This is a genomic window from Hymenobacter ginkgonis (assembly GCF_009755225.1).
GTDB classification, from domain to species: Bacteria; Bacteroidota; Bacteroidia; order Cytophagales; family Hymenobacteraceae; genus Hymenobacter; species Hymenobacter ginkgonis.
In genome coordinates this window covers 72226-94366 of sequence record NZ_WQKZ01000009.1, presented here as the reverse complement: position 1 = coordinate 94366, position 22141 = coordinate 72226, and the positions used below count along the sequence as shown (strand labels likewise).

At 55.3% G+C, this 22141-nt stretch carries 22 protein-coding genes; 8 read left to right on the top strand and 14 right to left on the bottom strand.

Annotated elements, in window-relative coordinates; genetic code table 11:
- Positions 1-81 precede the first annotated feature (81 nt).
- The 5 genes from GO988_RS22480 (at position 82) to GO988_RS22460 (ending at position 6107) form a co-directional block, all read left to right on the top strand.
- Positions 82-1647 (top strand): ParB/RepB/Spo0J family partition protein, encoded by a 1566-nt coding sequence (locus tag GO988_RS22480; RefSeq protein ID WP_157569829.1) that lies wholly within the window; start codon positions 82-84, stop codon positions 1645-1647.
- Positions 1648-1818: 171 nt separating this feature from the next.
- Complete coding sequence (locus GO988_RS22475; RefSeq protein ID WP_157569827.1) at positions 1819-2199, top strand: hypothetical protein; 381 nt, start codon at positions 1819-1821, stop codon at positions 2197-2199.
- Between the two features lie 158 nt (positions 2200-2357).
- Positions 2358-3347, top strand: coding sequence for a hypothetical protein (locus GO988_RS22470; protein WP_157569825.1), 990 nt, complete (start codon positions 2358-2360; stop codon positions 3345-3347).
- Positions 3348-4493: 1146 nt separating this feature from the next.
- The gene (locus GO988_RS22465) at positions 4494-5708 is read left to right on the top strand and encodes a replication initiation protein (protein WP_157569823.1); all 1215 of its coding nucleotides are present in this window, start codon (positions 4494-4496) and stop codon (positions 5706-5708) included.
- 210 nt (positions 5709-5918) lie between these two features.
- A complete protein-coding gene (locus tag GO988_RS22460; RefSeq protein ID WP_157569821.1) occupies positions 5919-6107 on the top strand; it encodes a hypothetical protein in 189 nt (62 codons plus the stop codon).
- A gap of 249 nt (positions 6108-6356) precedes the next feature.
- On the opposite strand, the gene GO988_RS22455 is transcribed toward GO988_RS22460, so the two are convergent.
- From GO988_RS22455 to GO988_RS22390, 14 genes are all read right to left on the bottom strand, one after another.
- Complete coding sequence (locus GO988_RS22455; RefSeq protein WP_157569819.1) at positions 6357-6506, bottom strand: hypothetical protein; 150 nt, start codon at positions 6504-6506, stop codon at positions 6357-6359.
- A 114-nt stretch (positions 6507-6620) separates the two neighbouring features.
- Positions 6621-7604 (bottom strand): conjugative transposon protein TraN, encoded by a 984-nt coding sequence (gene traN / locus GO988_RS22450; RefSeq protein ID WP_157569818.1) that lies wholly within the window; start codon positions 7602-7604, stop codon positions 6621-6623.
- Positions 7605-7609: 5 nt separating this feature from the next.
- Positions 7610-8842, bottom strand: coding sequence for a conjugative transposon protein TraM (traM, locus tag GO988_RS22445; protein ID WP_157569815.1), 1233 nt, complete (start codon positions 8840-8842; stop codon positions 7610-7612).
- A 24-nt stretch (positions 8843-8866) separates the two neighbouring features.
- Positions 8867-9487: a conjugative transposon protein TraK gene (traK, locus tag GO988_RS22440; RefSeq protein ID WP_157569814.1), complete on the bottom strand. Its 621-nt coding sequence runs from the start codon at positions 9485-9487 to the stop codon at positions 8867-8869.
- Between the two features lie 26 nt (positions 9488-9513).
- Positions 9514-10605 carry a conjugative transposon protein TraJ gene (traJ, locus tag GO988_RS22435; protein ID WP_157569812.1) on the bottom strand — a complete coding sequence of 364 codons (1092 nt, stop codon included), beginning with the start codon at positions 10603-10605 and terminating at the stop codon, positions 9514-9516.
- A 5-nt stretch (positions 10606-10610) separates the two neighbouring features.
- Positions 10611-11255, bottom strand: coding sequence for a hypothetical protein (locus tag GO988_RS22430; protein ID WP_157569810.1), 645 nt, complete (start codon positions 11253-11255; stop codon positions 10611-10613).
- A gap of 1 nt (position 11256) precedes the next feature.
- The gene (locus GO988_RS22425; protein WP_157569809.1) at positions 11257-11904 is read right to left on the bottom strand and encodes a hypothetical protein; all 648 of its coding nucleotides are present in this window, start codon (positions 11902-11904) and stop codon (positions 11257-11259) included.
- A 34-nt stretch (positions 11905-11938) separates the two neighbouring features.
- Positions 11939-12520 carry a hypothetical protein gene (locus GO988_RS22420; protein WP_157569807.1) on the bottom strand — a complete coding sequence of 194 codons (582 nt, stop codon included), beginning with the start codon at positions 12518-12520 and terminating at the stop codon, positions 11939-11941.
- A gap of 19 nt (positions 12521-12539) precedes the next feature.
- Entirely contained in the window at positions 12540-15050 is a 2511-nt protein-coding gene (locus GO988_RS22415) for a TraG family conjugative transposon ATPase (protein ID WP_157569805.1), read from the bottom strand.
- Positions 15047-15367: a DUF4133 domain-containing protein gene (locus GO988_RS22410; protein WP_157569803.1), complete on the bottom strand. Its 321-nt coding sequence runs from the start codon at positions 15365-15367 to the stop codon at positions 15047-15049. The genes GO988_RS22415 and GO988_RS22410 overlap by 4 nt, the downstream gene beginning before the upstream one ends.
- Before the next feature lie 3 nt (positions 15368-15370).
- On the bottom strand, positions 15371-15712 hold the full coding sequence (locus GO988_RS22405) for a DUF4134 domain-containing protein (RefSeq protein WP_394351238.1): 342 nt from the start codon (positions 15710-15712) through the stop codon (positions 15371-15373).
- Between the two features lie 66 nt (positions 15713-15778).
- Positions 15779-16498, bottom strand: a complete 720-nt coding sequence (locus tag GO988_RS22400) for a hypothetical protein (RefSeq protein WP_157569801.1) — start codon at positions 16496-16498, stop codon at positions 15779-15781.
- Between the two features lie 95 nt (positions 16499-16593).
- A complete protein-coding gene (locus tag GO988_RS22395; protein ID WP_157569799.1) occupies positions 16594-17085 on the bottom strand; it encodes a DUF3408 domain-containing protein in 492 nt (163 codons plus the stop codon).
- 12 nt (positions 17086-17097) lie between these two features.
- Positions 17098-17865 (bottom strand): ParA family protein, encoded by a 768-nt coding sequence (locus tag GO988_RS22390; RefSeq protein ID WP_157569797.1) that lies wholly within the window; start codon positions 17863-17865, stop codon positions 17098-17100.
- Positions 17866-18474: 609 nt separating this feature from the next.
- Between GO988_RS22390 and GO988_RS22385 the strand changes: the two genes are divergently transcribed.
- The 3 genes from GO988_RS22385 (at position 18475) to mobC (ending at position 21848) form a co-directional block, all read left to right on the top strand.
- Positions 18475-18807 carry a plasmid mobilization protein gene (locus GO988_RS22385; protein WP_157569795.1) on the top strand — a complete coding sequence of 111 codons (333 nt, stop codon included), beginning with the start codon at positions 18475-18477 and terminating at the stop codon, positions 18805-18807.
- On the top strand, positions 18804-19751 hold the full coding sequence (locus GO988_RS22380; RefSeq protein WP_157569793.1) for a relaxase/mobilization nuclease domain-containing protein: 948 nt from the start codon (positions 18804-18806) through the stop codon (positions 19749-19751). The genes GO988_RS22385 and GO988_RS22380 overlap by 4 nt, the downstream gene beginning before the upstream one ends.
- A gap of 84 nt (positions 19752-19835) precedes the next feature.
- Complete coding sequence (gene mobC / locus GO988_RS22375) at positions 19836-21848, top strand: conjugal transfer protein MobC (RefSeq protein ID WP_157569791.1); 2013 nt, start codon at positions 19836-19838, stop codon at positions 21846-21848.
- The last annotated feature ends 293 nt before the right edge of the window (positions 21849-22141 follow it).

Genomic DNA, 22141 nt, shown 5'->3' with positions numbered 1-22141 from the left:
AAACGGCACCGGATAGCCTGGCTATCCGGTGCTCGTAGGGTGCTGATTCGCAAAAATTCCACTTATAGATTTCCGTTTGCCATGTCTGTAGAAACACTAGCCCCAGCCGAAGAAATTGCCGTTATTATCCTGCCCACGCCTCAGGGTGAGCTACGACAATTATCGCTCGATGAAATTTATATCGGCGGCAATTACCGCCTGTCCATGAGTGCCCCCGGCCTTGCCGAGTTGGCCGAAAGCATTAAAAATTCGGGCCTGATTCAGCCCGCCACCGTGCGCCCGTTAGTCGAGCCGCTAGCGGGCAAGCGGTACGCCCTAGTTGCCGGAGGGCGGCGCTACGCGGCCCACCAGTTGGCCCAACTGCCCACCATTCTATGCAACGTGCGCGAAATGAGTGAGCAGCAGGCCGACGAGGCGCGGCTGATTGAAAACGTGCAGCGCGAGAACCCGCACCCGGCCGACGAGGCGGTGGCCGTGGGCAAGCTAAGCGCCAACGGGGCCACCTACGAAGAAATTGCCAGCCGCCTCGGCAAGCCCCTGCGTTGGGTAGCCCAGCGCAAAGCCGTGAGCCAGTTGGCGGCGGGGTGGCTGAAACTGTTGCGGGCCGATAAGCTGACGCTGGCCGCAGCGCAGGAGTTGGCCCGGTGGCCGCAGTCGGTGCAGCAGCGCCTAGCCGCCGAGCATATTAAGGACATAGGGCGCGGCTCGGCCTATACCGAAAGCTACGTGAAGAGTTGGGTGAGCAGCGAGGCCCACCAGTTGAGCGCCGCCCCCTGGGGCCTAAGCGATGATAAGTTATACCCGCAGGCCGGGGCCTGCCTCAAGTGCCCTAAGCGCAGTAGCTGCGCCGGGGTCCTGTTCGAGCAGCCAAGCAAGGGTAAAGACACGTGCTTGGATGCGGCTTGCTGGAAAGTAAAGTTGAGTAAGCAGACCGAGCGCGCCATCATCGACCACAGCACCGAGCAGCAGCCCGCCGTGCAGCTTTCCACCCGCTACTATGAGCTACCAGCGGGCAGCTTGTCGCCCAGCCGCTACGAGGTGGTGAAGAAGAAAGAAGGTCGGCCGGGCGTGTACATCGACGGGCCGCAGCAGGGCCATGTAATTTACGTGAAGGTGATAGGCGCGGCCCCAACCGCCAACAAGAGCAGCTACGAAATCGGCCTCGATACCCGCCGCCAGCGCCTCACGAAAGAGGCTACTAAGTGCGTTCTGGCCGGGCGACTGGTCGGATTGCTCCAGCAGGGTGATGACACCGCCGCCCAAGCCCGCCGCACCCTACTCGGCAGCCTCATTGCCCGCAAGCTGCTGGCTAACCGTACGGCGCTTGATGAGCTGACCTTTGCCCAGCTGGTGCGCGAATGGGGTTGGGAGCCCCTGGCTGAGAAAACCCGCAAGGCCATGCGGGGCGACGAGTACCCCAAATGGGTACGCGCCCAGGTTGCTGCCAGCGCCCCTACCGAGGCCCAGCTATTGGAGTTGCTGCTGTTCGTGGAAACCCACCACGGCCTAACCAGCGAGTACGACGAGCATCAGCACCACCTAGTCAAGCTACTCGACCACCAGCCGCTAACGCAGGGGCTGACCGAGGCCAGCCAAGCCCTGCTGCATAAGAAGTACGACCCCACCACCCTGCGCGCCTACAAATAGGAAGCCACCGAAGGCCCTGACCCTGCCTTAGGCAGTGGTTGGGGCTGATTGGTAGGCTCCGCCCGCGCTTTTTTTTCCCTTTAGTTACTACGTCCGGGTAGTGTAACCTAAAACCCTTGTATTTTAATGCCCAGCGTCTTTTACTTACTTTCGTGGCTTAGTTCGCAGCTTATGAAAAGTCCTACCACGCCCGCGACGCTTCGGGACCTTATTCGCGAAGGTAACCGCTTTACCGACCGCGATTTTATGAACGCGCTGGGCATGGGCCACTTGAAGCTAAAGCGTGCCGAAGCTGACCCCTCTTTATTTACCGTCGCTGAGTTGCAAATACTGGCCACGCTCACGGGCCACCCACTTAAGCGCCTACTCGACTTGGTGACGGCCGAGATGGAGCGTAACCCCCAAGTGGCCGAGGCGGTAGCCGGAAAGATAGAGGCTGCAAAAGGCCAGGTAGTTGGCCGCAAAATAGCTCCCCCGGGTTTAAGTGATACGTTTCAGCCCGCCGCTCGTGTTGCAGCTCAACCCAAAGCCAAGGCCCCTAAAGCAACATAGGCTCCGCTTATAATTTCTATCTTTTTGCCGGGTGTAGCTGTTCTTTTATAAGAACAAGTATGGGTTTCTTCACTACCTTGCGACGGTAATAAAAAACGACGGGCGCCCCTGTCCTACGAGGAGCGCCCGCCAAACCCTCGTTAAGAGAGTCTGTTCGCATGGCAAATATAGATACAATCTATCTCGACTCCAATATCTGTCGCTATCCCCACGAAGTGCGCCAATACGGCCCTTACCGTGGGCTAGCTATAGATTTAATCATGTGGGTGGCCAAGGAGACCTTTATTCCCGGCTTCCGCCAGAACCTGGCCTTGCTCCTGGATACGCCCAGCGTCACGTTCCACGCTTCCGACTTCTACACCCTCTTCGGCCATTCGCGCAGCTCGCTGCTGCAACCGCTCACGAAGGGTGGCCAAGCCATCTTTGCCTTGCAGCCAAAGCTTAAGGCTGACTACGGCCGCACCATGTTGGATGCCGTACTCTTTAGCATGTCGGCCCACAACATGCTCTACGACTCCAAGGAGTACCGCGTAGCTGGCCCCCGCCGGGAGACGCGCTATAACCTGAGTAGCGTCCGGCTATTCAAAGGACTCACCATCACGCGCCGCGACCGCTCTTTTGTGCGTTACACCATGTCGGTAAATCCCGACTTCGTGCAGAACAACCACTTCTTGAGTCAGCTCATCACGCTACCCGACTACACCAGCCTGCGCACGGCTGGTACTGAACAGGAGCCGTCGGGTACTAGCTGGACCGTGGGCCGGTTCCTCTACCTGCGGATGCGCTATGCCTGGGGCCTATGGTGCACCAAGGAGAATAAAAGCAAGCTGAAGTTTATCGAGAACTTTGATGAACTCAAGGAGATTGCTGGTTTTGAGAAAACCCCAGCTAAGAAGGCAGCCAGCCTTCTCCGTAAGTTTCTGGCCCGCGTGTGCGCCCTCGATAGCATTCCCTTCACGGCTGAGGTCCTTAAAACTGAGTCCAACGTCCGCCGCCAAGTTGACGGTTCTTTTGACGACAACTATCAGGTGGTGCTCATTAAAAAACCCGAGGTGGCTAAGGCAGAAGCTGAGGAACAGAAGCGGCAGGAGCTTCAGCAGACACAGCTCAATTTTCAGAAGAAACTGCCCAAGAGTATGCGGGCTTAAGTGCAGTATAAACAGGCAGTTACGTCTGGTATTAAAAGGTCCATTTTGCTATGCGGGTGGACCTTTTTTAGTGCTTTTTTATACTGTCTTGTTTGGTTCACTTCCTTGTCTTGTTTCGTTCACTAACTGTTTTGTTTGATTCACTACTGTCTTGTTTGGTTCACCGTAATTGTCTTGTTTGATTCACTTCTCTGTCTTGTTTGATTCACCAACTCCTATTTAAAGTAGAAGAAAAAAGAAGATTAAGAATAGTAACACAACGTCCAACAACGATAGGCTTTCAGAGGGTGTGAGACGACCAGCCGATACACAACGCCCGGTATTTGAGGCAGAGCTTACGCGTATGCCACGAATGCCTCCTAGCATGAGAATGTGTGCACGAAAAAAATGGCCTCGCTCAGAAGGGCTTAAAACGCCCCGTTTTTGCAAGTGGGCGAGGCACCGAAAGGGAGAAAAGAAGCGCTTCGCACACCGTGGCGGGCGGCCGCATAGTTGCCCATGATTGAAAGTTGTTGCGCGAGATAATAGTAGCGCGTTTACAACCAGTTGGTAGACCAACTTGCCTCCAGCAACAACTCAAGAAACTCTGGTTTCGCCGGGTAACACTTATCGCGAGGCTATCGAGGCTGAAGTAGCTTTCTCATTCTGCAAACGAGCTGTGCAGGTTGTGGCCCAAGGCATAATTCACTCCGTTTTTGTGGGGAGTAAAATTTATAAAAAGTGCCTTTCCAGCTTACTGATAGCCTTTCTGAAGTATTCCCCCACAAAAACGGAGTCAGGGCGGGGGCTGCTCATGCATAACTACTACTCGCTCGTTGTTAGTTAACTATTTGAAAAAAAGGGTTTTAATAAAAACACTACTAAAATAACAGCAAGTTTAAGATTTTTAAAAGGTTTATAGAGTTTACGCTTGGCATAAGCTATTGATTAAATGTTAATTACAGGGACCATATCCCACAAAAACGGAGTGACTCCCCCACAAAAACGGAGCGATTCCCCCACAAAAACGGAGTGACTCCCCCACAAAAACGGAGTAGAATTACAGAATCGGGCCCACAAAAACGGAGTGACTCCCCCACAAGAAAAAATAGTTGTGGGCTGAGCAAGGGTAAACGTCTATCTTTACCTGCCCCGCCTACTATCCTCATGGCCAAGAAGCTCCTGCCCGTTGTGACGACCAACAATCCGCTGGTCGTGCAGCACAATGCATTGGTAAACGCCGGTTTTACCATGTCAGCCCTTGAAATGCGTTTCTTTTTGGCCATGCTTAGTCGCATTAGTCGAGAGGACACTACCCTACCCGTGTGCCGGATTACGGTGAAGGAAATCTGCCCCGATAGCAGCAGCGCCACAGTCTATGCGGACGTACGGGAGATGGTGACGCGGATGCTATCTCGTATCCTACTACTGGAAATATTAGGCCCCAATGGGGAGCGGGTGAAGCAGCCCGACATTCAGGGTTTCCCGCTGATGGGCAAAGCCATGTATCTGAAAAAGGAAGGTGTCGTCGAGGCCGTCTTTAATGACCACCTCCGGCCCTACCTGCTGGAGCTAACGAGTAATTTTACCAAGGCCCAACTCAGCCAACTCCTCAAGATTAAGCGGCCGACCTCGCACCGCATTTATTGGTTGCTGCGCGAGTATCTAGCCTTTGGTAAGCGAACGGTGGGGGTGAATGAACTGCGACACATTCTGGGCTTTACTGATGAGTACGTGGACCGTTTCGACCACTTCAAGGCCCGGGTGCTGGAGCCTGCTCAAAAGGAATTGTCCCAGACAGACTTGCCCTTCACGTATGAATTGCTCAAGGAAGGCCGCGTGGTTGACTCCATTCGCTTCCTGTTTGCGCCTGGTGGGGTCCAGCCAATGGAACTACCGCCGGCCGAGGTCGAGCAGTGGGCTCAGGCGCTACTCGAAGTCGGAGTGGCGGCCAAGAGCTTGGAGGTGGTGCGCGAGAAGCTAGCGGCAGGCGAATATGAGGAAGGCTACGTCCACTTCGTGCTGGCGACGGTGCGCACCCAGGTGCAGGGCGGCAAGGTTAAGAAAGAGGCGGGGGCCATCTACAAGGCACTGACCGACGGCTATTTACTGCCCGCTTATCTGAAGACGAAGCTAGCGCCAGCGACAAAGCCAACTAAGCCCGCCAAGTCTGGGCAAACGGCTCTCCTCTTTACCAAAAGTGGGGTAAGCGTGGAAGGGGAGCGCCGCCGGCTGCTGAGCGGGTTGGAAGATGCCCGGGGGACGCTGGCATTTGTAAGAACCAGTGAGGTATATAATGAGCAGACCCGCCCGGAGGCCATTGCCAGCACACAGGCCACGATTGCCGACCTGGAACAGCAGTTGGCCCGAATCGGCAGCTAGTAGATGCAATTGCGGCCTTGATTAAAAGGCTGGTTTTCGCTAGGCTCCTCCGATAGTTTTAAGGTGCGTGTAAACATATTTATCCCGCGCAACTCTTATGGCACCTTCGTATCTTATTGCCAACATGCAAGCTACTTGGCTCTCGAGTCGGAAGCTATGCCCTATTTGTTTAATAACCCCCTATCTTGCCTAGCCTTACTACCCTGTTTGATGGAACCTGACGAGTTAGCCTTTTTAGAGGAGATGCTAGGTAGTGCCGAGCTACTCGACTGCGTGACTTGCCAAGAAGACACTTTGCACGTGTACGAGGAGGTGATATCGGTCGCCGACGGCTTGACGGAGGTAATCATGCGCTGCACCAGTTGCATGAGCACCCGGCCGCATCTGGTCATCGACTAGGCCATGTGTACATGGCCATTCCTGGTGGCCGCCTCGTTGCAATTACAGGTAGTGAGTTGGCTATAAATGACAACTGACCGACATAGCTGCCGGTCAGTTGAGAAACAAATAATGACCATATGGCTAGCGCCGGATACGAAAGCCCCAGTCATGCAGCAGCGCGCACGCGAGAAAGCTTACGACAAAGCAGCCGATACCTATTTGAAAGAAGGTGAGCCAACTGAAGGTAGAAAACACGGTTAAGGCTAGCTATTGGTAGGGACGTTTAGGAACGGCCTTAACAAAGAAATTAAATACCACTAGGATAACACCCAAGCCCACCAGCCGCGGCCCCCAAGTAGGCCCAAATGGGCTGAGTAGGTAGGCGGCGGCAATCAGGAAAAACAGAAACTTGTTCATAGCCAAGTAGGGGTGAAGCTGTTGACGCAGCTAATGTAACGCCATAGCGTTAGTACTGTTTAAAAACAAAATAGGGCGCAGCAAAGTGCTACACCCTATTAATGCTAAGACGACCTACTTTTTAAGCTTACGCGCCTTGAGGATGTCGCTGTTGGTCACCACGAAGGAGAGTTGGCGACCGCCGCCCTTCTCAAACATCTCAACCACCAGATTCTTATCGTCGGGAATGGTGAACTTGCGTAGCGCGTACACCTGGTCGATGTTGCCCGGGCCCGGGATAGTATTCTGGCTGGCATTGTAGACAAATACCGGCGTTACTTCCGATTCTTGAATAGCGGTGCGCTTAGCTACCTTCTTATCACGAATGTAGAATTTGATGAAATCCACATCGTAGTTGATATTGGAGCTGTTAGCTAGGTGCAAGGGAAAGAAAAATACGTCGTCCTGCGTGTACATACCTTGTAGGGCCAAGGTAATATTGTCTTTCTGCTCGTGCACGTGGGGCCCTTTCTTCTTATCCAGCACCAAGCGCGAGTACGCCTCCAAATCGCTTTGAGTCACACCCATGTTGCTCAGGTGGGCCAGGGGTACCACAGCCGAGGACGCGGAAACGTCGGTCGAGGCTAGGTTGTAGTTCAGCACCCGCGGGTTGGCGTCGTAGTTAACCAGGAAGGAATAGAGTCGCCCATCGGTGGTCACGACCGTCATATTGGTTTCTGGAAAGCCCTGCTGGCTGGCCTTCACTTTGACGATGTTTTCCGCCCCCCGGGCTTTATCAGCAATGATGCCCCCGTTGCCCAGGTCCACGTAGCTCACGGCGTAGGGGAAAATTAAGTGGGTGGTTTTCTGAAAGCCGACAGTCATGCGGTAGGAGCCGATATAGTTCTGCTCCTGTAACGAGAGAATTTTCTGTGTTGAGGTGGGCGCTGCCGGTAGGTAGGTAGCCGGCCCTACGTGGGCCGCCGCCCCTGGAATAACGCTAGCAATCTGCCCAGAGACGGTGCTGGTACGGTGGCGCCGGTGGGTTGACTTCTGCGCGGAGGCGGAGAGGGTAAGCGTAGCTAGGCCGAGGCAGGCGAGAAAAGAAAGCGTTTTCATGAGATTTAAGACTTGAGGAGCAGTTGGTAATTGGCTTTGAGGTGAATCTTCACCGTCTTGATTTTGCGGCCGGTTAAGGCCTTGCCGGTTTGAATAGCGATACCAGCTGCTTGCGCGCCCAGGCTAGGCGACATCGTGAGCAGGTCGGCACTGCTCACGCCCTGGGCAGCCCCCTGCTTGAGGGCGTCGCGGTCGATGGAGCCGGGAATGTTGAGCCCTTCGTTGCCGTCGATATCAAATGCCTTGAGGCTGACGGGGAGTAAATTGCCCTGGTACTGCACAGACGTGGCCGCGATAGTGAGGCGGTTACCGGCCATGCTGCACGTGCCGTAGAGAAAGCTGTTGCGCGGAATCAAGCGACCCTCCAACTGCACATCTTGCAGTAGGCGCAGCTTCACCGTCGAGCCGGCTTCCACTACTTGGTCGTTGTGAATCACGGCCGGTACCGCGTTCACGGTGCTAGCGGTGTTCGACTCCCCGAGCGTGTGAAAACCGTTGGTCTGGGGTGCAGCCTGCTGGAGCGTGCTTACCACCGAGGGCCGCACCTGGGTAATGACCGTCATCTTTTTGGCAGTGGTAGCCGAGGTGGGCACCGGGGCAGCAGCTGGCGATGTGGCTGGCGAGTTCATGGCAAGTAGTCGTTGCTGGTACTGATTCTTCAACTCATCGAGTTCCTTCAGCGACGCATCCATTCGCGTATCGTGAGCTGGTGCCGCTGCCACCGCCGCCGAACTGGTGCGCGGGCTGCTGGCTGCTGGTGCCGCGGCAGGTGCAACGCCCGGCTGAGTGCTGGTTTGCTCCTGGAGGCGCTGCATCCGGGTTTGCATGGCCACCACGTTGGGGTCGGCGTTGGGGTCGTACTTCTGGCCCGACTGGCCCGGCTGCACGGCGTAGTTGGCACCGGCCAGTTGCGTGCCAGCTGCTGAAGCACCGGGTGCTGCGCCGGCCGCCGTGGTGATGGGCGGCGCGAAGGCTAGGTTGTTATGCCGGTTGCTATCCTGGGGCGCAGCTGCGGCCTGCATCTTATTTTCAAACAGCGTGGTTTTACCAGCTGAGGGTAGCGAGAGGTTGAGACCGCTCGCGCCCGGCGCATTGCTGGTCGCCGTGGCCGCCGCGACCCCTTTACCGCCGCCGCCCACCGCGAATAGAGCAGTCATGCAGGCCACTATCGGCAGGGGAGCGAATACCATCAGTTGCCGCTTTTTCAGAAACGCTTGGGTATGCTTAGGCGTGCTCATGAGAAGGGTTTGAAAGGAAAGGGATTATAAGCGGGCTTCGGTGCGGAGGTCATTATTCTGAATCACGCGCCAGCGCTCCATGAGGAAGCCGTGCGGGTTGTTGGTTGAGCGCGAGACGTCGCGCAGGTAGCACTCGGACACCAGGGCCCGGGTCGTCACGTTGGTCGCCCGAATAATCTGCTCGGTGGCGTAGCACTTGGCGTAGTAGGGGTAAGTAGTCGGATTCACCACCACGCTGTCCACCGTGATATGCTGGCTGATGTTAGCCTGAATCAGGTTGTTGTAGTAACCGCTTTCCTTGTAATTGTCGTAGGCGCGTTTGGCGCTCTCATCGGCCAGGAAAAGCGACTGCGTAACATTACTCTCGATAGCCTTGGAGTCGGGGTCGAGGGTGAAAAAGTATTCGTGGAAGCGCTTCACGTGGTCCTGCGCTTCGACTGGGCGGTTGTCCTGCACGTTGTGCGAGGTAGCCGCCAGCAGCTGGCCTTGGTCGAGCAGGTAGATGTGGTCTTGGGCCAGCCGGGCGGTGCGTTGGGAAGCGTACACCGCGTAGCCAGCTATTGAGGCGCACAGCACCATGAAAAGCAGGGCCAGCGTTTTCGTCTGCTGGTAGGCAGAATCAATATTTTTGAGCGAGCGAAACATGGAATAGGAGCTTTAAAGTGAAAAGCTTAGGCCGCTTTATTGGTATTCTGGTAACCATTGCTACCCTGGCCACCACCTGAGGACTGCTGGCCACTACCCCCAAAGACTGCGCGACCGGCTGCGATGGCCCGGCCCATGACTTGGCCACCGGCAGCACCAGCGGCGCTCGATGCCATACTGGCGGCGTTGCCTCCCTGCGTGGTAGCATAGCGCGTGATGTTGGTTAGACCGCTAGCCGAGACTATCCAACTCGATACTGACGGCACAGTGAAGTAGCCGGCGATGGCAATCACGAGGAAAATCATGTAGCCGTAATCGGCCTTTTCCAAGTCACTACCTGCCTGTATCTGGGCGATATCGAGGTTTAGCATCATGACCTGAATCTTGGCGATGATAGCCCCGAAGATGTTTGCCACCGGCAGCCAGAGGAATACGTTGATGTAGCGTGAAAACCAGTTCGTCAGCGTGCCCTCAAAGCCGGGCCAGATAGCGAAGCCGAAGCTGATGGGCCCGATGATGCTCAGGATGATAAGGAAAAAGGTGCGAATAGTGTTGATGACCAGCGCGGCCGAGTCGTGGGCCAACTCCAGGGCATTGCGCATCCACTCCCGAAAGTCCTTCTTCACGCCGTAACTCAGGCGGTCGAAGTAGAGGGCAGCCTTGCCGCCGAAATCGAGCACATCTTTGTTTTCTAGCTCCTTTTCAAACGCGTCATCATCTTCATAAACGGCGTTTTCGGGCTTAGATTTGAGCAGAGCTTCTTTGCGTGCCTCCAGTTGGATAATGTCTTGATTCTGGACTAGCACGATAGAGGACGTGGCTGCCGAGAGGCCGCCCAGCACGCCATTCAGGATGCCCAGCATTGAAGGAAACAGAGAGATGGCTAGCCCGATGGCGAAGGGGCGCAACAGCGGAAACACGTCAATGGGCGAGTTCTCGGCTTGGTGGCGCCACACCTTGCCAGCAATGAAAATCAGTGCTCCCAGCCCACCGAGGGCGCGGCCTACGTTGATGAGGTCGCTGCACAGAGGCAACATTTCCGTGTAGAGGTTGTCGAGCAAGTCATTGAGTGACTTGACTGGAATCGACACCTGGAGTAAAAAAGTAAGAAGCGTCATAGCGATTACAGTCCGTAGAGCTTTTTAAGGGTTTGGGCATCCTGGGCCGCCTGCGTCTGCTGCGTGGCGATGGTCTGGTTGCGCTTGGTGAAGTAGGCAACGAGCTGATATTGATGCGTTACCTTATCGGAAATCTTGTTGATGAACTTCAGGCGTTGGGCATCCGTCATCTTGGCACTGCCCGGCGTGAGGATGGTTGTGAGGTCATCGAGCAGGCCCACGTTCTCGGCTAGCAGCGTCGTGTAGCCCTTCACCATGCCCTGAAACTGGTCTGGCGTCAGGAAGGGATTGGCGCGCAGCTGGGCAATGTTCTGCGTGTAGAGGCTCATCGTGCGGTTCTGGTAGTTCCAGATGCTTTTTACCTGCTGGTAATTGGCCACCACCGAGTTGATTTTAAGCAGGCTCGAATACCAGTCGTCGTGCATCTGCACCGTTTGGTCTTCCAGTGATTTAATGATAGCCTGCGTGTCGTTGCCCTTTTTTACGACCGTATTACCAAGGTCTTTGAGCACCGTTAAGATGCCCTGGTGGCCGGCCTGCTTGGTGGCTTGGCCCTCGGCAATCGGAGCCGATATCACGAACTGAGCGCGGACGGGGCGGGCGGCTAGCCCTAGGCCAGCCAGCACCACGAGGGTGAGGAGCTTTCTCATCCTACAACCCGTAGAGTTTCTTCAGCGTCGCGGCATCCTTCGAGGCTTGGCCTTGTTGCGTAGAGATGGCCATGTTGCGCCGGGTGAAGTAATTCACTAGGTCGTATTGATGCGTCACCTTGTCGTCGAGCACATCTATTAACTCCATCCGTTCGGCATCGGTCATTTTCGATTTGGCCGGCGAAACGATGGCCGACAAGTCATCGAGGTAGGTCCCCGATTCCTGAATCAGCAGTGTGTAGCCCCGGATGACGCCGGCGACCTGGGCGGGGCTCAAGTTGGGATCAGCTTTGAACTTGCCGATGTAGTTCGAATAGATGGTGATGATGGCCGTCTGCCGCTCGAAAATGTGCTGCACGCGTCGGTAGCTCTTAATCGTGTTACTGATGGCCAGCAGCCCATCGTACCAGTCCTTGGCCAAGAGCATGTTTTTCTCGGTAAAGCCCTTGGTCAGCACCTGCTCGACCACGCCATCATTGGCAAGGTCGTTTGCCTTCGTGTTGAGTGCCTTCAACGTAGCCTGTAAACCGGTCTGAATGAAGTTGGTACCTTCCAAAACGGGGGCCGAAACCACCGCCTGAGCACGTGCAGCTGGTGCGCCAAAGAGGCAAAGCGCTGCCAGGCACAGCGTAAACTGTGTTTTTTTCATCGCCTAAAATGTGGTTAGTGAGACTCGGGCGGGGCTACTTGTGGCCCCACATCTTGATATTGGCCTCGTCCGACTTCTTCTGCCGGGTTTTCAAGTCGATAGTGCTAGTCGTGCGCCGGGTGAAGTACTTCACTAGCTCCAGTTGGTGGTTTTCCTTTTTGGCCAGCTCGCCTACGAACGTGCGCTGCTCCGCCTCGCTCATGGTGGTTTTGCTGCTAGCCAGGTTCGTGAGCTGGGCCACGTTGCCCGCACTCTCATCAACCAGCTTTTGGTAGCCCGACCGGATGCCTTGGCCCTGGGCGGGCGTCAGAATCGGGTCACTGGCTAGCTTGCTCTGATTGGTGGCCACTTCCTGCAGGATGGCCGCGTGGTCTTTGTACACCGCTTCTGCACCCGGGTCGAGCTTAATGATGTTGGGCACCTCACTGCTCTGGTACCAGGTGTGCGCCTGGCCGAGTATTTCGCCCTGGGTGGGGGCCTGCACCAGCACCTGCTTAATACTAGCCACTACGCGGGCCTCGGTTTCGTCGGCCAGCTTTTTGGAGGCGGCATCCTGGCCGCAGCTGGTGCCGAGGGTGGCCAGGCCGGTGAGGAGGAGGAGAGTGCTTGCTTTCATGATTCGGGTGGAAATGGAATTAGGCAGCTTTTGTGGCGTGCTGCTCGCGTAGTTCTTGGGCAAACGACTTAATGGCCGCTGGCAGCGACATACCACCCTCAGTTACCTTTTTGAAGAGGTGCGTTTTTTCCTTCTGGTTGGTGGTGTACGTAGCGTATTCTTCTAACGAGGCCTCGACTCCATACACCTTTGATTCTTTGCCCCCAAGGCCAATCCAGACCTCTTTGTATTTGGGGCCACGGCGATTATCAAGGTTGATGGAAAGCACTTGGGACTTCTCCTTATCGCTGAGGCCCATCATGCGCTGAATCTCCTCGAAGCGCTTGATAAACTTGTTCATGTCGAGTAGAACCCGGCAGTCCGAGTTGTTGATGATGGTATCCTTGACGATGGTGTTACCGATGATATCATCAATTTCCTGCGTTACTACCAGGGCCTCGCCGTCGAACTTGCGGACGGTTTTGAACAGGTACTTGATGTACTCGGCCATCCCCTCTTTGGCAATTGCCTTCCAGGCTTCCTCGATTAGAATTACCTTTTTGATGCCTTTCAGCGTCCGCATTTTGGAAATGAACGTGTCCATGATGATGAGCGTCACCACCGGGAAGAGAATCGGGTGGTCTTTGATGTTGTCCAACTCGAACACGATAAACGACTCCTGCACCAAGTTCAAATCTTCTTCCGAGTTGAGCAGGTAATCATACTCCCCGCCGCGGTAGAAAGGCTTAAGCACGTACAGGAAATTTTGCATGTCAAAGTCCTGGTCACGCACCTTCTCTTTCTCTAAATATTCGCGGAAAGGGCCGTACAGATACTCATAAAACGTGTTGAAGCTGGGGCGCATGCTGGGCGTGTTGGCTAGCAGCTGGTAGTACTGCGTGATGGCCGTCGAGAGCGACACATATTCGGCCTGGCTTACGCGCTCATCCTCGCGTTTCCAAAGCGTCACCAGCAGCGTTTTGAGGCTTTCACGCTTTTCCACGTCGGGCTTACCGACTACAAAAAAGGGGTTGAAGCTGATGGGCTTTTGCTCGGAGTAGGTGAAGTACACCCCACCGCGCAGGTCGCACAGGCCCTTATAGCTATCGCCCACGTCCACTAGTACCAGGTGCGCGCCCTGCTCGTGGTACTGGCGCATCAGGCGGTTGGTGAAGAACGATTTACCCGAGCCGGAGGAGCCCAGGATAAATTTGTTGCGGTTGCCGATTAGGCCCGTCTCCATCGGGAGGTCGGAAATATCCACGTGCACGGGCTTACCCGTGAGGCGGTCGCTGAGCTTGATACCAAACGTGCTGGGGGAGTCACGGTAGTTGGTTTCGACATTCCACAGGCAGCAGGCCTGCTCGATGAAGGTGTAGAAACTCTCCTCGCCGGGGAAGTCGCCGGCATTGCCCGGGATGCCGGCCCAGAACAGCCCGCCCACGTCCACCGTGTTCTCGCGCGGCCGGCAGTCCATCTTGGTAATGGCGGCGCTGGTTATGTCGCGCAGCTCCTTTATTTCCGATTCCTGCTCACTCCACACCAAGACGTTCGCATGAGCCCGCACGCACTGCTTTTGGTCGGAAACGGCCTCGTTCAGGTAGCGGTCGTAAAACTCTTTGTTGATGGCATTCTCCCGCGAGTAGAGCGCCAACGAGTTGAGGTTGTTGCGCTTCTTCTCGAACGTCTTGATGGTCTTGGCGTGGTCATCGACGAACAAGTACTGGTTATAGATGTGGTTGCAGTTCAGCAGCAGCCCCACCGGGGCCGCGAAGCCGATGAAGAAAGGGATTTTATCGGTGCTGAGCTTATCGTACTTCACATCCGTCTCCACGTAGGCGGGCATATCATCGAGATTGCCCAGCGAGTAGCACTGGCAGGTTTTGCTGCCCACCTTCAGCCCGTTGGTGAGGTCGATATCCACCATGGGCGCCGAGTCGCTGAGGTCGAGGGCCAAGTACTTTTCCAACAGGCCCACCCGCTCCAGCGTGCCGGTGGCTTCGTCGGCCTCAGTGCCGCAAATGTCATCGTCCGTCAGCTGGGTAATGCCAATGCCGGCATCCGTGAGCAAGCGCACGAACTGGCCCACCGCGTTGAAAAAGGTATTGAGTACCTTATCGTCCATCATTTCCTTCGGGACGATTTTCGAGCGCGACAGCAACGAGCTGAGGCTATTCCAGTTCTCGCGGCCGGTGCTGGTCTTGGTGATGAACAGGTAGCAATGGTGGTTGAGAAACGGGCGCTCGTAGAAATGACTCTCGTAGCTGTGCTGGAGCATGGTGCGCTCCTGCTTGAAATCAGGGGCGTAGGTGTCACGCACAAACCAGTCCTGCTTGTGCAACACCGTGTAGTTGGGAAACAGGCGCACGCCCTTCACGAAAACTGAATGCAGCGATTCCAGGTCCTCGCCGGACTGGCTGAATACTTCGGGCAGCTCCAGGCGGAATGCCAGCGTGACATCGGCATTCTTGCTGATGAGGCAGTTGTTTTCCACCTTGTAGATGGGCTGCTTGCTTTCCAGCGTGGCCGATTTGAGGAGTAGATTACTCATGACTGCTTTAGACCTTTGAAGAGACGGGCATTGCGGCTCACGATGCGTTTGGGCTGGCGGCTTTGGGCTTGCAGCTTCATGGCGCCGTGCTCGCCGTACTTGGCGCTGAGGGCGAATACCCGCGTCACCCAGAAGAAACCGCCGCCCAGGGCCAGGGCCACCGAGAGGTAGGTATTGGCCCCGACGAGACGCAGGATGATAAATCCTAGAAACACCCCGCCGAGGCCTCCAGCCAATAGAAATAGGTAGCGCGAGCCCACTAGCCCCTTAAATTCGACGGGCTTGTTGATGCCCTTGTTAAGTGGGTAGTGGCTCATTTCTTACAAGAAGAAAGCGCGCAGTACCGTGGCTACTACCGCCAGAAAGATGCAGCTACCAAACCAGCCCATGGCCGACTTCTGGGTGTCCTGGTCGCCCGACTGCCACTTGCTGAACACCTTGAAACCCCCAATCAGGCCCGCAACGGCGGCGATGGCATAGATGAGCAGCGTGGCCGGGTCGAAATAGCCGGTGATGGCCGTGGTGGCATCCTGAATACCCTGCTTGCCGGCGTTGAGGCCGCCCTGCGCGAGGGCAGCCGTAGCCGAGCCCAGCACGAGCAGGCCGGTGTTGAGGGCTTTGGTCATGCGCTTAGCGGCGCGGGGAGTGAGGTTGTGGAACATGGAATTTGTAGTAAAGAGTGAAGGGAACAAGTGAAAAAAAGAATGGAAAAAATATTGCTAATTCGATTAGTCAAGGGCGGGTTCAGCAACTCCTTCGTAGAGATGCGCAGTTGCCCGCTGAGCGTTCTTTGTGCTGTTCTGAAAAAAGGCTAGGAGAAGGTCGGTGTTGGCGAGGCCGGGCTCTTGCTCGACCAATTGAGTTGGAGTAATCTGACCCTCAGCCGCGCTACTGAGATAGTCGCCGAGTTGAGCGATGCCCACAGTTGAGCCTAGGTAGAAGTCATCACCAGCGGATTCCACTCCGCTTTCGGTGTCCTGGAACGAGTTGGAGCCACCGTGCTCAGTAAAAGTAATTAAATTATCATTGACAAAAGAAATTTCATCGTCATTTTCATAATTGTATCCCTCGTTTACCTCGACGCTAGGTAATTCAAACGGCGGTAGGTCGGCCACTCGCTCCACCTGCTCATCGGTCGGCTGCTCTTGCTGGTGGGTGGCTTCGACGGATAGCTCCTCCCCTACCCCATCTTCCTCATGTCGGGCCTCTTCATCGGGCGTAACTGGTACCGCAAGGGCTGCTTTGGCAATAAGCGATTTTTTGCCGCTTGAGCCAAGGGCGGGCGGGGCCACTTCCTGGGCCGGGACTGAGCTAGGTGCCTTGCCTTTATTCTTGAGTAGTCCCAGCAACTCGACTCGGTAATAAGCCAAGCCAACGTAGGCATAATAAGCCAGCAGCGCTAGGGACAGCCAGCCTGCGTACTGGCCCCATGAGATTGCTTTAAACATAGCGGATACAGGTAAGAGGGTGAAGAAAAAGGGCAAAGCAGTAGCTAGCATGCCTTTTTTAGAGGCATGACACTCAGGTAGTTATTACCGGATTGCTAGTAGGGGAGCTTGTTCTTTCTGAGCTTTTCTTGAGTGGTCAGAAACTGGCGTATCCCAGGGCCAAAAGTCTCGAAATGGTGAGTGATGATGTTGATGAGCAAGTCGGAGAGGCCGATGTTATCGGGGCTGGCCTGCGTGATGGTGGCCAGAGCAGTATGCATCTCTTCCGAGAGGTAGATAGTCTTGGCTTTGCGGCCGCGCACGGGCTTTAGAAAGAGGCTGGCGTAGTCGGCACCAGCTGAGGCCGGGGCCTGGTCTTTTCTTCCCTTTTGTTGTTGATTGTCGATTGGTTGTTCATCGACTGATTCATTGTCGGCCGAGTCAACGGGGGCGGGTACTGCTTGAGCTACTGGCTCAGAGGTGGGGGCAGGCGTTTCGGCCGGGGCAACTGGGATAGGAATTGGCTCGACTGGCTTGCGCTGGGCAACGAAGTCCATCATTTGGCTGCTCAAGTCGGGCGCAGGGGCGGGGCGGTTGGTTTTAGCCATCGTAGGGGCAGCTTAGCGGGCTTTGTTTGCGGTGGTAGATGCTACTGCGTCAGTTGCTCCATCGGTGGCTGTGCCGTAGATGATGCCACCTATCTCCTTGATTAGCCCACTGATGCCCAAACGTTGATATTCCTTGGCCAGGGGGAACATGGTCGAGCGCATGGCGTCCTTTTTGTAGTTCACGCTGTGCTCCAGGCGGCTCTTCAGGAAGGGAATGTTCTGCTCGGTAAAATAGGCTTCCGTGCGGTCGTAAAATTCCTGTTTCTCGCTCTTAATGTGCTTGTTCCAAAAGGCATAGTGCTGCTTTAACCGGCTGCCTGGCTGGCCTTTGGCGAATTTCTCCAATACCTGGGCGTAGGGCAACGTGGCCTCGACACTCAAGCGGTCGGATTCCATCGGCATAAAGATGTAGTCGAGCTGCTTCCACAGCTCAATAATGCCCGGCACGTTGATAGTGCCCGGTGTGTCGATGAACACTAAGTCAAATTCTCCCTCCATTTGCTTAGCCAAGCCTAGGGCATCTTTTACCTGGCAGGACTCAATTGGGTAGGCTTGGCGACCTAGGGCCCGAAACTCGGCCGCTTTGTCGGGGCTGGTTTGTAGTAGCTCTAACTCCTTATCGCGCAGGCCCTGAAGCGAGTGCTGGGGATAGTCGCAGTCAATGACGGCTACTTTCTGTTTGGCTAGGAAGTGGAAGGCCGAAGCCGCCAGAATGTTGATGGTGGTTTTGCCCACGCCCCCCTTCTGGGAGGAGATGGAGATAAACTTGGTGGTGCTCATGCGAACGAGGCTCTTTAATGGGAATGGTGAAAGGGAAAGCTGAGCTGTATGTACACAACTAAGGAATCCTAGGACTCTTTCACTATGTACAAAATTAGAAACATTTATGAAAAAAACAAGGAACAAATTTTTATAAGTGAGAAAATCATTTTGTTCGTTTGTTATATTTGTTAAACACAGGCCTAGCTAAACAGAAGCAAGTTTGCGCCAATACATCTCTAATCAAACAATTTCATACAAACACACACAAACAGCTAAGCAGTATGAAAGAAAAAAGCTTACAAAAAAACTTAGATAAAAATGTATAAAAATAAACAAACACACAAACAAACAAAAAAATGTTTGTACAACTGTACAATTGCACAATTGTACAGTTGTACAAATGTGAGGTGAAATGGTCGATAGACAGGCCGGCGCTCCTAGCTGAAATAGCTCGCTTTGGGGTTGACGTTAGCGGTTAAACACGCTCATTATTACGCCTCTTAATCCACCTTAATGTTGTTCAGCAAGCCATGTCTTTGTGCGCACACGTGCCCACAAAGACAACGGAGAAATTGACGCAAGCTATTTCTCCTGGCTTGCTCTCGCAGGCCCCCACCAAGTGAATTTATGGAACCATTACTTAGCTCCAAACCCGCGCCCAGCGGTGAGGAAAATGCCGGGAAGGAGCAGCATATCAACATGCGAATCGCGGCTACCGATAAGTGCGCTATTGAGGCCAAAGCAAAAAGGGCTGGCCTTTCGGTAGCCGACTATATGCGACGGGCCGCGCTGGGCAAAACGATAGTCGAGCGCGTGCCACTCGACCTACGCCGGGAACTGGGTGCGGTCGGAAACAACCTCAATCAGCTAGCTCGACTGGCTAACTCCGGCAAGTTGCCAGGGGTCGGTATCGAGGCATTAAACGAACTAGTAGAACGCTTGCTCAAAACACTGCGATGATAGCTAAGACTGTTACCGGCTCCGATTTTACGGGAGCCCTAACGTACGGGGCCGGCCTGCGGGCGGGCCGCCCCAACGAGAAATCGGAGCTACTAAGTGTGGCTAATGTAGGTAGCCAAGACGCGCACCAGATAGCCGCCGAGATGGCAGCGGTGGCCAGCATGAGCGGCCGAATTCAGCAGCCGGTTTGGCACACGATTCTGTCCTGGTCGCCGGACGAAAAGGTCAACCGGGAGCAGAAGCTACGCGCCGCGGCGCGCTACTGCGAGCTGATGGGTGCCGACTTGGGAAGGCACCAGGTGGCCGTCTATGAGCACCGCGACAAAGACCACGCGCACGTGCACATCTACATCAACCGAGTACCCATGGACGGCGGGCCGGCCCTGCGTACCGACCAGAACTACGCCCGCAATGTGGTAGCCACCCGCCAGATTCGGAAGGAACTGGGCATGGCTGAGCTACCAAGTCGCCGGCAGACTACTCGCGACCTCGACCCCGGTAAGGAGGCAACTCGCGGCCATGTGCGCGACGTGCTCACGGCAGCGCTGGCCAACCCGGCTATCCAGTCGCTCGACCAGTTGGTGACTCACCTCCGGGAGAGAGAGATTGAGACCACGCTGAAGCGCGACGGTAAAGGCGTACTCGTGGGCACCAGCTTCCGCTATCAGGAAAGCAGCGTGAAGGGTACGGACGTGGGTGTGAAGGCCAAGCAACTGCGCGACCACTTCAGCCCCTTCGGACGCGAGGCGCTGCGCACGGCCGACCAGGGGCAGCCTCGGGCCACCGGCCTAGCCGCGGCACCAACTGGGGCCGGGCTGCTCCCCGGCGATGACGGGGCGCTGCTCAGCTTCGAGGACGGGCCGGCTGAGGGCCCAGGTGCCGATGATGCGCAGCAGAACGAGAATGAGCTACGGCGCAAGAAACGTCGTCGGCGACACCACTAGGGCGACTATTGACCTACCCGTCACCTAAGAACGCAATACAACACCCCTCACTTTTCCCCACCTTTCACCCCCTCCTTTACGGTTATGGACGACGAACGCGGAATGGGCAAAATCATGGACCTCATGCGGCTATTTGCCGTCGTCCTGACCCTGCTACACCTCTACTACTACTGCTACGGTTTCTTTACCGAGCACCACCTGACGGCTGCCTGGTTCGGGGCTATTCTAGGCAAGTTCAGTACGAAGACCGCCCTATTCCACGCGCCCTACGTGACCAAGGGCGCGGCCGTGCTGCTGCTGGCCTTAGCCTGCCTGGGTACGCGGGGTAAGCCCAGCGAAACCCAGACGTGGCCCCCCATCCTGGCCTACCTGGTGCTTGGGGTCGCCGTATTCTTTGGCAACGGGTTCGTGCTGGAGCAGGCCTACTCGCCTGACGTGGTGACGGCGCTGTACTGCGCTACCACGGCCATCGGGTTTATGCTGCTGCTGCGCGGAGGCAACCTGGTCAGCCGAATGCTGAAAGTGAATCTGATGGGTGACATTTTCAACACCGAAAACGAGACGTTCCCGCAGGAAGAGCGCAAGATGGAAAACGAGTACTCGGTGAATCTGCCTACTGTGTACCAGCTGGGCAAGAAGCAGCGCAAAGGCTGGGTGAACATTGTCAATCCCTTCCGGGCCACCATCGTCTACGGTACGCCGGGCTCGGGTAAGTCATTTGCCGTCATCAACCAATTCATCAAGCAGCACCTCAATAAGGGTTTTGCGATGTATGTGTACGACTTCAAGTTTCCCGACTTGAGCACGCTGGTGTACAACGAGCTGCTGCGGAACGAGGGCAAGTACGAGAACCCGGTGCAGTTCTGCGTTATCAACTTCGACAACCCGAGCAAAAGTCACCGGTGTAACCCCCTTCTGCCGGAGATGATGACGGATATCATGGACGCCTACGAATCGGCGGCGACCATCATGCTCAACCTCAACAAGAAGTGGATTGAGAAGCAGGGCGATTTCTTCGTCGAGTCGCCCATCAATTTCGTGGCAGCCATCATCTGGTTTCTTAAGCTCTACGAGGGAGGGAGGTACTGCACCTTCCCGCACATGATTGAGTTTTTGGGCCGCAAGTACGAGGAGATGTTTCCCATCCTGGGTGCCTACCCCGAGATTGAAAATTACGTGCGCCCGTTCGTGGATGCCTTCGAGGGCGACGCCCGCGAGCAACTAGAGGGCCAGATTGCCTCGGCCCGCATTCCGCTGGCTCGCATGGCCAGCCCGCAGCTCTACTGGGTGATGAGTGGCAATGACTTCACGCTTGACCTCAACAACCCCAAGCAGCCTAAGGTCTTATGCGTGGGCAATAACCCCGAGCGCAAGATGATATACGGGGCGGCTCTGGGGCTCTACAATGCCCGCATCGTGAAGCTGGTCAACAAGAAGCACCAACTCAAGTTCTCGCTCATCATTGATGAATTACCCACCATTTACTTTAAGGGGCTAGATGACCTGATTGCCACGGCCCGTAGCAATAAAGTTTCTACCTGCCTGGGCATCCAGACGAAGGCTCAAATTGACCGTGATTACGGCAAGCTGGAATCCACCGCCATTCAGGAAGTCGTAGGTAACATCATTTCCGGCCAAGTGACGGGCGACAGCGCCGAGGCCCTAAGTAAGCGCTTCGGGCGCATCCTGCAAAAACGCCAGTCCGTGAGCATCAATAGCAAAGACACCAGCAGCAGTATTTCGACCCAGCTCGACAGCATGATTCCCGCCAGCAAGATTTCCACCCTCTCACAGGGTAGATTCGTCGGAGCGGTCGCGGACAACTTTGGCGAGGAGATTAGTCAAAAGGTATTCCACGCCGAGATTATCGTGGATATAGCCCAGATTAAGAAAGATGAAGCCACGTACGAAGCAATCCCAGAGATTACTAGTTTTGCGGATTCCGCTGGTAAGGATTGCACGAAGGAGATTATTCAGGCCAACTATGAGACAATCAAAAAAGATGTGTCCACGATGATTGTGACTGAATTAAACCGAATTAAGCGTGACCCAACCTTGCGGCATTTAATCAGCAACAAAATGGCATCATCAAAATGAGTACTCTGCAAATAGGTAAGCGTCTGGCCCAACTTCGGAATGAATTGGCTGCTCCTGGCGAATCTGCTTGGTCGCAAGCGCGACTGGCGGACGAAACAGGTCTTACACCTAACCAGATAGCGCGCCTAGAGCAGGCCGGTGCCGGTAGTATTGAGACGTTCACACGACTACTCAATTTCTACTATCGTCACGGGTACAGTTTGAGCTGGCTCCTTTTGCCTGATAATACCATGGTATCAAAAGTGGCGATAGCAGAGACTTCCAAATCTCTTGAGGCCACAACAGTACTCTCA